Below are 13,903 nucleotides of genomic sequence, written 5' to 3'. Positions count from 1 at the left end.
GAAAGGACATATCATGGAAGATGAGTCTCGCGCGCGCTCCCGAAACGAGCACGGACAGTACGTGGGACGCATCTCGCTGGACGCCGTCTTGGAGGTGTTCGAGGCGCGCGACGACGCGGCCCGTCCGCTGACCGCCACCGACGTGATGGAGGCGCTCGACTGCTCGCGGCGCACCGCGCACAACAAACTGAACGAACTCGAAGAACGCGGCGACCTCGCCACTCGGAAGGTCGGCGCTCGGAGCCGCGTGTTCTGGATTCCGATGGCCGCCGACGCGGACTCGACTGCGGGACAGGCCGCGGGTTCGACCGACCCGGGCTCTTCCCCCGAAACCGCGGTTGCGGGCGAGGCCGACGACCCCGACGGCCTCGACCACCCGCCGGCCGTCTCGTCCGCCATCGAGCGCGCCGACCTGCCGGGGAGCGGCCCGATGCTCGACGCCCGCCGCGAGGCGCTGTCGGCGGCGTACCAGTACCTCACCGACCACCCGGAGGCGAAGAAGGCCGACTTCCTGCGGGACGTGTACCGAGACTACCCCGCCGGCTTCGAGTCCGCCGAGGGCTGGTGGAACGCCATTCAACCGGCGCTCAAGCAACTGCCCGGCGTCGACCCGCCGGAAGAGCGCGGCCACATCTGGCACTTCCTCGGCGGGTAGTCCGATTTTCGAACGTGACTCTCACCCTACGAATTTATACAGTATCGGGCCACAATTCCGGCAAACGCATCGATGTCAAGCGATTCGTCGTCTGAGAGTTCCGTCTCGGAGTGTGGCCGCTCGTGAGCGACGGTCGCCCCGGTTCAGACGCGGACGCGTCCGCGCGGTCGGACGTCCCCGACGATTCGGACGACTCCAACGCGGGACCCCCGGAGTCCGCCCCCTCGACGGAACCGAGCGTCGCCGGCGGCGACGACGTCTACGCCTCCGAGGTCGAGGGAAAGCAGTACCGCGGCACCTGGTATCTCCCGCTTCGCTACGAGGAACTGGAGGAGTCGGACGACTCGGACGACTACCCCGATTCGGGCGACGGCGGGTCGTTCCGCCTCGCCGACCTCCCGCGGGTCCCTCGCGTCGGGCACGTCGTCGGCCCCTCGGCCATCATGCTCGGGGCGTCGCTCGGGAGCGGCGAGACGCTCTTTTGGCCCGTGTTGACCGCGCAGTACGGCTGGGCGGTCTTCTGGGCGTTCGTCGTCGGCGTCTTCACGCAGTTCCTCATCAACACGGAGCTTCAGCGCTGGACGCTCGCCACCGGCGAGAGCATCTTCCGCGCGTTCGCACGCGTGGGCTCGTACTGGCCGTGGGCGTTCCTCGTCGGCGGGCTCATCAGCCTCGGCTGGCCGGGGTGGGCCGCCGGCGCGGCGCAGGTCGCCACGACGGCGCTCGGACTGGACGGGTCGGTCGCGCTCTTCGGCGCGTCGCTCGCGACGTGGAAACTCGTCGCCGCCGTCCTGATGGGCGTCATCTGGCTGTCGTATCAGGTGTCGTCGGTCATGTACAACGCCGTCGAGGTGTTCCAGATCGGCCTCCTGTTCGTCGCCATCGGCGCGGCCCTGCTGCTCGTCGCCGTCACCGGCTCGTGGGTCGAGTTCGCCGACCTCCCCGCGGCCGCGGGCTCGGTCGGGACGCTCCCCGAGGGGCTCGACATCGCGGTCTTCCTCGGCGGCCTCGCCTTCGCCGGCGCGGGCGGCTACCTGAACCTCTCGCAGAGCCTCTGGATGCGCGAGAAGGGCTACGGCATGGGCAACTATCAGGGGCGCGTGAAGAACCCGCTGCGCGGCGACGACCCCGAACCCATCGAGCGCGACGGATTCGCGTTCCGTCCGACGCTGACGAACCTCCGCCGCTGGCGCGGCTGGTGGCGCGTCGTCCAACTCGAACACCTGCTCACGTTCGTCCTCGGCCTGCTCCTCGTCGCTCCCGCGTTGATGAGCGTCGCCATCCGCTACGCGTCGGGGTCGACCGCCAACGCCATCCAGATGTGGCTCGGCGACGTCGTCCCGCTGCTCGGCCCGGTCGGCTCCTTTCTCGTCTTCGCCGTCCTCTTCGTCGCGCTCTTTACCACCGAGTACGCCATCGTCGAGTCGTTCGTCCGCAACAGCGCCGACGCCCTCTACGAGTCCTACGGCCGGGAGGCCGGCTGGGACCTCCCGAAGCTGTTCTGGCGGCTCCTCACCGCCTTCTGCGTCTGGGGCGTCGTCATCATCCTGCTTTTCTCCTCGCCGTTCGAGGGCCAAGAGCCGTTTTTCTTCCTCGTCGTCGGGGCCGCGATGTCCGGCGTGATGATGTGGCCCTACACCGCGCTCGTCCTCGTGATGAACACGACTCGGCTCCCCGAACACGTCCAACCCGGCTGGGCGCGCGTCGTCGGTATGTGGTGGGCGACGGGCTTCTACGGCTACTTCAGCGTCCTCCTCATCGGGACGTGGCTGACCACCGTCGGTCTCGAGACGTTCCGGACGGTCCCGACGGTCCTCGGGAGCGGCACCGGCGGCTACCTCCTCTGGGCGGGCTACTTCGTCGTGCAAACGTACGCGGTGACGAAGTCCGCCGCCGGCAAGCGCGAGGCGGCCGGAACGGTCGCCGACGCGGACGAGGCGGTCGGCCGGTTCTCCTGACTCTAATCCTTCATAATTAACCGACAGCGTGGTGCTCGAACCCGAAGAACGATTATGTAGAACGCGCTAGCTCAACGTATGTCAACCGGCACGGTTGCGACGTTCGAGGACTCGCTCGAACGACTCGAAGTAGGCTGGACGCACGCGTCACCCGACGAGTTGGCGGACGTGCTCGAAGGCGTCTGTTCGGACCCGACCATCGGCGTGGAACTCCCGTACGACGGCGTCGACCTCCCCGACTGGGTGAACACGGACCCGACCCCCGCGGACCTCCGCGAGGCGAACGCCGGTATCACGGCCGCGGGATTGGGTATCGCGGACTACGGGAGCGTCGTCGTGCAGGGCACGCCCGACGGCATCGAGCCGGTGAGTCTGTTCGGCGACCTCCACGTCGCCGTCCTCCGGCGGTCGGACATCGTCCCCGGCATGCCCGAGGCGTTCGACTGGCTGGGCGAGGAGTTCCGCACGGGACACTCCTCGGCCATCATCGCCACCGGCCCCAGCGCCACCGCCGACATGGGCGCGCTGGTGAAAGGAGCGCACGGTCCGAAGGAAGTCCACGTGGTGATTCTCGATGAGTAAGGCGCGCGAGGCCAAGGCGGCGAAGATTCGACAGTTGATGGAGACCGAGGGCGACGCCGTCGGCACGAGCACCCGCGGGTTCAACGAGGGTCGCTACCAGTCGGTCCAGACGCTCGACGACTACGAGGGGCTGAAGTCCGAAGCGCGGGCCATCAAGGAAGACGCCATCGAGCGCCTCCCCGAACTCATCGACCAACTGCGCGAGACGGTCGAGTCCAACGGCGGCACGCTCTACATCGCCGACGACGCGGCCGACGCGAACCAGTACATCCGCGAGGTCTGCGAGGACAAGGAGGCCGAACGCGTCGTCAAGTCGAAGTCGATGACCTCCGAGGAGATAGAGGTCAACGAGGACCTCGAAGCCGCCGACATCGACGTGGTCGAGACCGACCTCGGCGAGTGGGTGCTGCAGGTCGCAGACGAGTCGCCGTCCCACATCGTCGCGCCCGCCATCCACAAGTCGCGGGAGGCCATCGCCGACCTGTTCAACGAGACGTTCGAACCCGACGAGCCCCTCGAGACCGCGGAGGAACTCACGATGTTCGCCCGCGAACAGCTCGGCGAACTCATCGAGGGCGCGGACGTTGGGATGACCGGCGCGAACTTCATCACCGCCGACACCGGGACGATGGCGCTCGTCACCTCCGAGGGTAACGCCCGGAAGACGGCCGTCGTGCCCGACACGCACGTCGCGGTCGCCGGCGTCGAGAAAGTTATCCCGACCGTCGAGGACCTCCGCCCCTTCGTCGAACTCATCGGCAAGTCGGGAACGGGACAGGACATCACCTCCTACATCTCGCTTCTGACCCCGCCGGTCGAGTCGCCGACCGTCGACTTCGATGCCCCCGACGCGCCGCTTTCGGAGACCGAGACGGACCGCGATTTCCACCTCGTCCTCATCGACAACGGGCGGTTCGACATGCGCGAGGACGACCAACTGCGCGAGACGCTCTACTGCATCCGGTGTTCGGCGTGTTCCAACGTCTGCGCCAACTTCCAGCACGTCGGCGGCCACGCCTTCGGCGGCGAGACCTACTCCGGCGGCATCGGCACCGGCTGGGAGGCCGGCGTCGAGGGCCTCGACAGCGCCGCGGAGTTCAACGACCTCTGTACCGGCTGTAGCCGGTGTACCACCGCCTGCCCGGTCGAAATCGACATCCCGTGGATAAACACGGTCGTCCGCGACCGGGTCAACCGCGGCGAGGTCTCCGAACTCGACTGGCTCGTCGAGGGGCTCACCCCCGACGAGGAACCCGGCGGCGTCAGCCTCCAGAAGCGCTTCTTCGGCAACTTCGAGACGGCCGCGAAGGTCGGGAGCTTCTTCGCGCCCGTCTCCAACTGGGCGGCCGGACTCGGCGTCTCCCGCGACCTCATGGAGCGGTTCCTCGGTATCGACGCCCGCCGCGAACTCCCCGCCTTCCAGCGCGAGACGCTGAAAGACTGGTTCGAGAACCGAACCTCGCGGGTCGACGACCCGGTCCGGACCGCCGTGCTCTACCCCGACGTGTACACGAACCACGTGCAGGTCGAACGCGGGAAGGCCGCGGTCCGCACGCTCGAAGCCCTCGGCGTCGACGTAATCGTCCCCGACGTTCGCTCGTCGGGCCGCGCCCCGCTCTCGCAGGGCATGATTGCGACCGCGGAAGACCACGCCCACGACGTGTACGCCGGCCTCGCGGAGCACATCGACGACGGCCGCGACATCGTCGTCATCGAGCCGTCTGACCTCGCGATGTTCCGAAGCGAGTACGAGAAGTTCCTGCCCGAGAAGTCCTTCGAGCGCATCTCGGAGGTCAGCTACGAGGTCATGGAGTACGTCTTCGGCCTGCTGGAACACGGCGCGGACGCCGACGCGCTCTCGACGAGCGAGGGAGAGGGCGTCGCCTACCACAGCCACTGCCAACAGCGCACCCTCGGCCTCGAAGGCCACACCGAGGCCGTTCTCTCGGACCTCGGCTACGACGTCGCCACCTCCGACGTGGAGTGCTGCGGCATGGCCGGCTCCTTCGGCTACAAGTCCGAGTACTACGAACTCAGCGTCGACGTCGGCTCCGAGCTACAGGGACAGTTCCAGACCGACGAGAACAGAGACCGCACGGTCGTCGCCAGCGGCACCTCCTGTCTGGAACAGCTCGATTCGCTCCTCAGCCGGCCGACGCAACACCCGATTCAACTGGTCGCGCCGCGGCGGTAACGACCCCGCGAGCGAGCCGTCACCCGCGACGGCTCGAACGTCTTCTTTCAACTGAATATCACGACTCCATCCGGCGATTTCCCGCCGGCGTCGGACGCCCGTCTGCCGCGTGTCTGCGCCCCGAGCCGCGGGCTACGAACAATTAAGACCCGGCATCCCATGTTGGCGGATATGGACGGGACGCCCGAAGAGATTACGACGCTCGTAGGCCGGGAGGTCTACTCGAACAACGGTGTGTTCGTCGGCGAAGTCGAAGACGTCCGCCTCGACCTGGACCACGAGACGGTCACCGGTCTCGCGTTGACGGCGCTGAACGACGAACTGTTCCGCAATCAAATCGAACCCGGGAAGGGCGTTCTCATCCCGTATCGGTGGGTCCGCGCCGTCGGCGACGTCATCCTCATCAACGACGTCATCGAGCGCCTGAAGAATCCCGAAGAAGACGAAGAGTCGCTCGTCGTCTGACGTTCTAGCTTCCGTTTCCGCTCTCGCCGCCCTCCACGCCCATCGCACGGAAGAGCTTGCGCTTTACCGCTTCCTCGGTGAGTTGGAGGAGCGTGTCGCGGTTGTCGTCGTTGGATTCGATGCCCGTGAAGATGCCGAGCGGAATCTCGACGGACCCCTGCGTGGAGTGGCCGCCGGCCTCGCCGATGCCGGTGAAGGCGTCGCTCAGAATCTTCCCGATGTTCATCCGGATGTCCTTCGACCGCGCCGCGAGGTAGATGGTGTCGTCGGCGATGCCGAAGACGGCGGTCGTGGTGATGCCCTCCAGGTTGAGGAGGTGTTGGGCCGCCTGCGTCAGCGCGTCGCGGTCGCGGATGAACCCCGCGTTCGAGACGAGGTGCGAGCCCTGCACGTCGCGGTTCTGGATGGCCTCGGCGAGCACGTCCAGCGTCTCGGGCGACATCGACGGCGACTCGACCTTCTCCAGCGTGTCGTGGTCGGCGAAGGGGTAGAGGTACGCCGCGGCGGTCAGGTCCGCGGGCGTCGTATCGCGCTTGAAGTCGAGCGTCTCGGCGCGGATGCCGTAGAGGAGTGCCGTTGCCACCGCCTGCGACGGGCTGAGGTCGAACTCCTGGATGTACTTCGTGAGAATCGTCGAGGTCGAAGAGACGTTCGGCCGCACGTCGGTAAAGCGGGCGTCGATGCCGTCGTCGGGCTCGAAGTGGTCGATGAAGACCGTGATATCGGCGTCACCGAGGTCGGGCATTCCCGACTTCATGTGGTCGACGAGCGCGACCGCGCCGTACTCTTCGAGCGGCTTCGAGTCGGCCCGCGGGGTGAGTTCGATGCCGAGGATGTTCACGAACGCCCGGTTCTCCTGGTGGCCCATGTCGCCCGAATAGAGGATGTCGGCCTCGACGTCGTATTCGCGGGCGATGGCCTGTAAGGCGACCGCCGACGCGAGCGAGTCGGGGTCGGGGTTGTCGTGGGTGAGGATGGCCATCCCGTGGTCGGTGTCGCGCAGGAGGTCGGCCAGTTGGCGGGCCTTGTATTCGAGTTCGCCGGACTCGACGCTCCGGAGCGCCGAGTCGGCGATGACCTCGGAGGGGTTGATGACCACGTCGGCACCGAGTTTCGTCAGTTCGTCCTCGGAGACGGGGTCCGACGCGCGGACGACGATGAACTGGTCTTCGCCGCGGTCGCGGATGGTCGAGACGGCGGCTTTGTTGGCCTCGACGTCCGACGAGAGGATGAGAATCACGTCGCGTCCGGTGACGGCGCCGGCCAGTTCCGGGTCGGTGATGTCCGTCGTCTGCGCGTTCAAGTCCTGGTCGCGCAAGGCTTCGACGCGGCTTTCGTCCTTGTCGAGGATGAGGACGTCTTTTCCCTCGTCTGTCAGTTCCTCGGCTACCGCGTGCCCGACGCTCCCACAGCCGAGTATCGCGTACGTAGACATCGAGGAAATGCTGACCCCTGCGCTCATCGTTGCCCGCTACTCCGGTCGGCCGCCACTTAACACCCACCGTTTGTCCGTTGTTTCGTGCGTGTGCGTCCCTCCCGTCGTCGTACAGAAAGGAAAGTCATTTTACCTACCGGCAGTTACGAGAGATTGCAAGGGCCGGTAGCTCAGTTAGGCAGAGCGTCTGACTCTTAATCAGACGGTCGCGTGTTCAAATCGCGTCCGGCCCACTACCTTTCCGATGGAATCACAGTCCCCAGAGAGCGGCTGGGCTTTCAGTGTGTGCCCACGTGGACTGTGCGATTTGAACTAGGGAGCGAAGCGAACGAAGTGAGCGGAGAGAGTGGAGTTCAAATCGCGTCCGGCCCATTCCTTCATCCCAGACTTACTCCGGCAGTCGGGGCTCCGGCTCGGCCGTTCGTGTCGGCTCCCCGACTCGCTCGCCACCCTCGGGTGTTTTATGTCCCGCTCCGAACGCTACCGAGTATGAACCAGAGCGACAGGACCGAACTGGTCCTCGTCTTCATCACGCTTCTCGTCGCCGTCGTCTTCGGGCTGGCTACGGGCGTCGGGGAGCGCTTCGACCCCGACCGGTTCGTCGCCGCGCTCACCCCGGACTTCGGTGTGTTGTTCGGGGCCGACGTCGTCGCCGGCGCGGTGCTCGTGACGCTCTTCGGCGGCCTCGCGGTCGGCGCAAAACTCCTGTTCGATTCCTGACTCAGCGCCCGAGTGCGACCCACGAGTTCCCGCGGCCCGGCGAGGGCGCGAGCCGTAACGGGAACTCCGACCCTACCGTCGCCGAGGCCAGTCGGGCCCGAAGGTCGGAGGTCGCACACGCCACCACGGTGCGGAGCTCTCCGGTTTCGGCCACGCGGACGGTCATCGCCCCGTGGTCGTTCATCTCCCGTTCCACTCGGATGAGGCGCGTCTCCACACCTCTCGCCACCGTTTCACCATCCACCAGTTCCATGGTAATATGTCTCTCGCCGTGAAGGATAAAGCTCACCACCGTTATCCGGGGGCTTTAGGTCAGCTTCGTCGACGGCCGGTTCCGGAACTTCTTTTCGCCGGTTAGCCGCACACAGCCCATGGACCGCACCCGTCTCAGGTTTTGGACGCTGTATCTCACTCGGTTCGCCGGCGGCTTCGGCTTTATTACGCTCGTCACCCTCCTCCCGAAGTACATCAACGAACTCGACCCGGGTGCGGTCGCCGTCCCCGAACTCGCGCTCGGCGGACTCGCGCTCGGCGGCTTCTCCCTCTCTCGCGGCTTCGTCATCGGGATGTTCACCACCGGCTTCACGCTCGCCCAGACCGTCGCCGTCGTGCCCTTGTCGTGGGCCGGCGACCGCTACGACAAACGTCTCGTGCTCGCGGGGACGGTCGGCCTCGGTGCGGTCGTCTACGCCGCGTTCCCGCTCGTCGACTCCAGTCTCTCGTTTATTCTCGTCCGAGCCGCACAGGGCGTCGCCGTCACCGGCGCGGGGCTGATGTCGCTCGCGCTCGTCGGCGAACTCGCCCGCGAGGGAACGCGCGCGAACCACATCGGGAAGGCGAACGCCGCCCGCTTCGCGGCCTCCATCCTCGGGAGCATCAGCGCCGGTATCCTCTACGACCTGTTCGGCTTCACGCCCATCTTCATCGTCATCACGATTCTCCTGACCATCGCCGTCGTCGCCATCTGGGTGTTTCTCCCGCCGGACGAGACCCGCGTCCACGGCTTTCCGTTCACGGACCTCGCGCTCAACGAGCGCATCCTGACGATGGCGACGTTCCGCGTCCAGTACGCCGTCGCGGTCACGCTCGTCCGGACGTGGGTCCCCATCTACGCCGGCGTTTCCGCGGCCTCCGGTGGCCTCGAATACGGCGGCATCGCCGTCGCCGCAACCGTCGTCGCCGAGAAGTTCACCAACATGCTCTGTCAGCCGTACACCGGGCGCATCTCCGATTCGTACGGCCGGGCGCGGTTCGTCTTCGTCGGCGGCGGCCTCTACGGCCTCATCGCGCTCGCCGTCCCCTTCTCGCCCGCGGTCGGCGAGGCGCTCGCGCTCCCTGCCGCCTTCCCCTTCCTCGGTCCGCTTTCGCCCGCGTTCCTCCCGCTCGTCGGTCTCGCCGGCTTGCTCGGCGTCGCCGACAGCCTCCGCGAACCGGCCAGCATGGCGTTGTTCGCCGACGAGGGTTCCGGCGGCGCGGGGGTCGCCAGTAGCTTCGGTATCCGCGAACTCCTCTGGCGGCCCGGCAGCGTCGTCGCGCCCCTCCTCGGCGGCTACCTCATGGCCGAAGTCGGCATGGAGTGGGTGTTCTTCGTCGGCGGCGCGTCGGCCATCACCGGCGTCCTCGCCTTCCTCGCCGCTCTGACGTGGTCCCACGGGACCGACGCGCTCACGACGTGGTAGGGCTCAGCGCTTACTCTCTCGCGGCCCCTCTTTCTCTCATGCCCGACGACGCGCCGCCCGCGACGACCCGCGACCGCCCGGTGACCGAACCGAGTTACGGCATCCCCGAATCGGAAGCGGGGCTCTTGGAGTGGCGCGTCGTCGAGACCGCGTTCGCCGACGACGAGGTGTTCTGGGTCACGACCACCCGCCCCGACGGCCGACCGCACGCCCGCCCGGTCTGGGGCGTCTGGGTCGACGGCGCGTTCCACTGCGGCGGCGGCGAGCGAACCAGATGGGTCAGGAACCTCGCGCGCGACCCGCGCCTCGCGGTCCACACCGAAAGCGGGACCGACGTAGTCATCCTCGAAGGCGTCGCCGAGCGACTGGACGAGGAGACCGCCGACGACGCCACGCTCACCCGCGTCGACGACGCCTACGAGGCGAAGTACGGGATTCGCCACGGGACGCCGGTGTTTCGGATTCGACCCGAGCGCGTGCTGGCGTGGTCCGGTTTTCCCGCCGACGCGACGCGGTGGCGGTTCGATTCGGCCTGAGCGCCGTCGTCTCGTTCCGCTTCGATTCGTCTGTTTTCCCCGCGAATCGGATTTCATATCGCGCTATTTGATTTAGTAGTTCGAGAGGCCGGTCCCGGTACCACTCCGGCCGTTCTCACTCCCTGACATGCGGGCCTAGGGTCATTATCGTGTCACTCGTATCACACTGCATGGACCACCTCGAAACCCCGGCGGTACACCGGTTGCTCACCTCGCCCGCCGGCCGATTGTTGACCTCGCGCCCGTTCGAGGCGTTCAAGACTCGCTCGCTCCCCCGCGAGTTCGGCGTCGTCCGCGCTCGCGCCGCGGCCGACGTCGCGCTCTCGGAGGGCCCGGAAGCGTACCTCCGCGAAGTCGGCTCGCCGCCGGCACCGCACCTCCACGACCGAATCGAACGCGCCCTCGCGCAGTACGCCCGCCTCCGCGGCGCGTACGACGAAACGATGGAACGTTGGGACAGCGTCTTCTGGGGCGACGCCGAGTCGACGCCCGACGAGCGCGTCGCCGTCGAGCGCGAGCGCCGCGAGGTGTCGGAACGGCGGGCCAAGCCGACCGACATCTTCGGCTTCCTCCCGAAGGAACACCTCGTGCCGCCGGTGAAGTTCGAGACGCCCTCGCCCGAGGACGCGCGGACCCGCTGGCACCACGAACTCGCCGAACCCGAGCGACTGTACGGCTTCGCCGAATCCAGCGCGGCCGAGGAGTTCCCCCGCGTCGAGCGCTCTGCGACGGTTCGCGGGCCGGGAACCGTCGAGTATCTGCTTCGCTTCCGCTCACCGTCGCCGCATCTCAGCGACCGGGCGACCGCGCGGGTGTACGAACCCGTCGACGCCGCCGACGACCTGCCGACGCTCGTCTTCCACTCCGGCTGGGGGATGTTCGACGACCAACTCACCTACTGGCCCGAAGAGGAGTACGTCGCCCGCGCGCTCGCCCCCGAGGGGTACCGGGTCGTCCTCCCCGACGCGCCGTGGCACGGCCGGCGCGAGCTACTCGGTCGATACAGCGGCGAGCCCTACATCGCCCGCGCGCCCGTCGGCCTGTTCACGCTCTACTCGGCGGCCGCGCTGGAGACCGCCGTCCTCACCGACTGGGCGCGGACCGAGGGCGCGCCGGCCGTCGGCGTCGGCGGCGTCAGCCTCGGCGGAACCGTCGCGCTCCACGTCGGCGGTCGGTGCGGCGACTGGCCCGAATCGATGCGCCCCGACCTGCTGTTTCCCGCGGGGATGCCCGGCGCAATCGACCAGACGCTCCTCGCTGGCGGCCTCACGAAACTGCTCGACATCGACGCCGCCCTCGACGCGGCCGGCTGGACCGGCGAGGCGCTCCACGAGTTCGCGCCGCTGTTGAATCCGCCCAAAGACCCGTGTCTCGCGCCCGAACGCGTCTTCCCGTTCGTCGGGACCCGCGACGAGATGGCTCCCGCGTCCACGGCCCGCGGGCTCCTCGACGAGTGGGGCGTCCCGAGGCCGAACCGCCGCGAGTGGGACTGCGGACACTTCGGCGTGCTCGCGAACCTCATCAGAGACGAGTCGTTCCGGACGACGGTCCGGCGAGAGTTGGACGCGGCGGCGCGGAACCGCCGGAACAGAAAATCAGTTACTGCCTGAGTCGGCCGCGTTCCTCACTCCGCGTCGGCGAGGAAGTCGGGCTCGGGGCGCTTTTCGTCGTACTCGCTCCGGAGGTGGTCGCGGAACGCCTCGACGCTCACGTCCTTGGCCTCGCGCTCCTTGCGGTCGCGGACGGAGATGGTCCCGTCTTCTTCCTCGTCGCCGCCGACGATGACCATGTACGGGACGCGGTCGGTCTGGGCCTCGCGAATCTTCCGGCCGAGCGTCCACGAGCGGTCCTCGATGTCGACCCGGAAGTCGCCGAGTTCGTACTGGAGCTTCTTCGCGTAGCCCATCTGGTCGTCCGAGATGGGCAGGATGCGGACCTGCTCGGGCGCGAGCCAGAACGGGAACTTGCCGTTGAAGTGCTCGATGAGCACCATGAAGAAGCGCTCGTAGCTGCCGTAGAGCGCGCGGTGAATCATCACCGGCTGGTGGTCCTCGTTGTCCTCGCCCGTGTACGTCAGGTCGAAGCGGTCGGGCATGTTGAAGTCGAGCTGGACCGTCGGGCCGTCCCACTTGCGACCGAGGGCGTCCTTGAACGCGAAGTCGATTTTCGGGCCGTAGAACGCGCCGTCGCCGGCCTCGATGCCGTAGTCGATGCCGCTGTCGTCGAGGACCGCGCGGAGCTGCGTCTCCGCCTGCTCCCAGATTTCGTCGCTCCCGACGGACTTCTCGGGCCGCGTCGCGAGCGCGACTTCGGCGTCGAGCCCGAACGTGTCGAAGACCGTCAGGATGTTGTCGATGATGAGGTTGATCTCGTCTTCTATCTGGTCGGGGCGGACGAACAGGTGGCCGTCGTCGATGGTAAAGGACCAGACGCGCGAGAGGCCCGACAGCTCGCCGCGCTGTTCCTTCCGGTAGACCTTCCCGTCCTCGAAGTAGCGCACCGGCAGGTCGCGGTAGGACCACGACTGCTGGTCGAAGATGGTCGCGTGGCCGGGGCAGTTCATCGGCTTCAGGCCGTACTCCTCGTCGTTCACGTCGAGGAGGAACATGTCGTCGACGTAGTTCTCGTAGTGGCCCGACTTCTTCCACAGCTCCGTCCGGAACAGGTGGGGCGTTTCCACGGGGTCGTAGCCCGCGTCGAGGTTGAGTTGCTTCGCGTAGTCCGCGAGCTCGTCGAGGATGCGCTTGCCGTTCGGCTGGTACAGCGGCAGGCCCGGTCCGGTCGTCTCGTCGATGGCGAACAGGTTCAGTTCCTGTCCGAGCTTCCGGTGGTCGCGCTCCTTGGCCTCCTCGCGCATGTCGAGGAACGCTTCGAGGTCGGACTCGGACTCGAACGCCGTGCCGTAGACCCGGGTCAGCGTGTCGTTTTCCTCGTCGCCGCGCCAGTAGGCCGCGGAGATGTTCAGCAGTTTGACCGCGCCGATTTCGTCCGTCGATTCGACGTGCGGGCCCTTACAGAGGTCCTCGAACTCGCCCTGCTGGTAGAACGACAGCTCGTCGTCGCCGGCGGCCTCGTCCTCGAGGATGTCGCGCTTGTAGGGGTTGTCGGCGTACTTTTCGAGGGCCTCCTCGCGGTCGACGAGGACGCGCTCGATGTCGAGGTCCTCCTCGATGATGTCGCGCATCTCGTCTTCGATGGCTTCGAGGTCCTCCTGTTCGAGGTCGACGCTCGTCACGTCGTAGTAGAAGCCGTCGTCCGTCCACGGGCCGATGGTCAGTTTGGCCTCGGGGTGGAGCCGCTGGAGGGCCTGCGCGAAGACGTGGGCCGCCGAGTGGCGAAGCACGTCGAGATACTCGTCGGACTGGTCGGTGACGATGACGAGGTCCGCGCCGTCGTGGAGCGGCGTCTCCTTGTCCACGAGTTCGCCATCGACGACGCCGGCGACGGTGTCCTTGCCGAGGCCGGGGCCGATTGCGAACGCGGCGTCTCGCACCGTCGCACCCTCCTCGACGGAGAGTTCCGTCCCGTCGGGGAGGATGACAGCGATATCACTCATACGCGCACGGAACGGACGGGGGAGAATAAGTGTTGTTGAGACGAGCGCGAGCGACGCCCGCTCGCGACCGATTTCGTGCTGTTTGCTAGCACGACAGAGAGTGAGTCGGCGGTCCGACGTGGC

General features: G+C 67.2%; 12 protein-coding genes and 1 tRNA gene. 10 read left to right on the top strand and 3 right to left on the bottom strand.

Features of this window, described 5'->3' with window-relative positions; genetic code table 11:
- Positions 1-13: 13 nt before the first annotated feature.
- The 5 genes from C5C07_RS08920 (at position 14) to C5C07_RS08900 (ending at position 5,854) form a co-directional block, all read left to right on the top strand.
- Positions 14-655, top strand: a complete 642-nt coding sequence (locus C5C07_RS08920; RefSeq protein ID WP_115804903.1) for an HTH domain-containing protein — start codon at positions 14-16, stop codon at positions 653-655.
- Between the two features lie 122 nt (positions 656-777).
- On the top strand, positions 778-2,613 hold the full coding sequence (locus tag C5C07_RS08915; RefSeq protein WP_050459911.1) for an Nramp family divalent metal transporter: 1,836 nt from the start codon (positions 778-780) through the stop codon (positions 2,611-2,613).
- Between the two features lie 78 nt (positions 2,614-2,691).
- Positions 2,692-3,195: an LUD domain-containing protein gene (locus tag C5C07_RS08910; RefSeq protein WP_004976576.1), complete on the top strand. Its 504-nt coding sequence runs from the start codon at positions 2,692-2,694 to the stop codon at positions 3,193-3,195.
- Entirely contained in the window at positions 3,188-5,389 is a 2,202-nt protein-coding gene (locus tag C5C07_RS08905; RefSeq protein ID WP_115804902.1) for an LUD domain-containing protein, read from the top strand. The genes C5C07_RS08910 and C5C07_RS08905 overlap by 8 nt, the downstream gene beginning before the upstream one ends.
- Before the next feature lie 171 nt (positions 5,390-5,560).
- Entirely contained in the window at positions 5,561-5,854 is a 294-nt protein-coding gene (locus C5C07_RS08900; RefSeq protein ID WP_007274456.1) for a PRC-barrel domain-containing protein, read from the top strand.
- Between the two features lie 4 nt (positions 5,855-5,858).
- Here the strand turns inward: C5C07_RS08900 and C5C07_RS08895 are convergent, their stop codons facing one another.
- Positions 5,859-7,316: a DHH family phosphoesterase gene (locus C5C07_RS08895; RefSeq protein WP_004976579.1), complete on the bottom strand. Its 1,458-nt coding sequence runs from the start codon at positions 7,314-7,316 to the stop codon at positions 5,859-5,861.
- Positions 7,317-7,448: 132 nt separating this feature from the next.
- Here C5C07_RS08895 and C5C07_RS08890 point away from each other — a divergent pair.
- Positions 7,449-7,522: transfer RNA gene (locus C5C07_RS08890), tRNA-Lys, on the top strand.
- 256 nt (positions 7,523-7,778) lie between these two features.
- Complete coding sequence (locus tag C5C07_RS08885; protein ID WP_004976582.1) at positions 7,779-8,009, top strand: hypothetical protein; 231 nt, start codon at positions 7,779-7,781, stop codon at positions 8,007-8,009.
- A 1-nt stretch (position 8,010) separates the two neighbouring features.
- On the opposite strand, the gene C5C07_RS08880 is transcribed toward C5C07_RS08885, so the two are convergent.
- The gene (locus C5C07_RS08880; protein WP_049905188.1) at positions 8,011-8,262 is read right to left on the bottom strand and encodes a hypothetical protein; all 252 of its coding nucleotides are present in this window, start codon (positions 8,260-8,262) and stop codon (positions 8,011-8,013) included.
- Between the two features lie 118 nt (positions 8,263-8,380).
- On the opposite strand from C5C07_RS08880, the gene C5C07_RS08875 reads away from it, so the two are divergent.
- From C5C07_RS08875 to C5C07_RS08865, 3 genes are all read left to right on the top strand, one after another.
- Positions 8,381-9,688, top strand: a complete 1,308-nt coding sequence (locus C5C07_RS08875) for an MFS transporter (RefSeq protein WP_004976586.1) — start codon at positions 8,381-8,383, stop codon at positions 9,686-9,688.
- Positions 9,689-9,726: 38 nt separating this feature from the next.
- Entirely contained in the window at positions 9,727-10,224 is a 498-nt protein-coding gene (locus C5C07_RS08870) for a pyridoxamine 5'-phosphate oxidase family protein (protein WP_004976587.1), read from the top strand.
- Between the two features lie 170 nt (positions 10,225-10,394).
- The gene (locus C5C07_RS08865; protein WP_050459158.1) at positions 10,395-11,834 is read left to right on the top strand and encodes an alpha/beta hydrolase family protein; all 1,440 of its coding nucleotides are present in this window, start codon (positions 10,395-10,397) and stop codon (positions 11,832-11,834) included.
- Positions 11,835-11,848: 14 nt separating this feature from the next.
- On the opposite strand, the gene thrS is transcribed toward C5C07_RS08865, so the two are convergent.
- Entirely contained in the window at positions 11,849-13,780 is a 1,932-nt protein-coding gene (gene thrS, locus C5C07_RS08860) for a threonine--tRNA ligase (protein WP_115804901.1), read from the bottom strand.
- Between the last annotated feature and the right edge of the window lie 123 nt (positions 13,781-13,903).

Origin of the sequence: Haloferax sp. Atlit-4N, assembly GCF_003383025.1 — an archaeon.
GTDB lineage: Archaea > Halobacteriota > Halobacteria > Halobacteriales > Haloferacaceae > Haloferax > Haloferax gibbonsii.
Note: the sequence above shows the minus strand (reverse complement) of the source record. Positions and strands in the feature narration are given on the sequence as shown.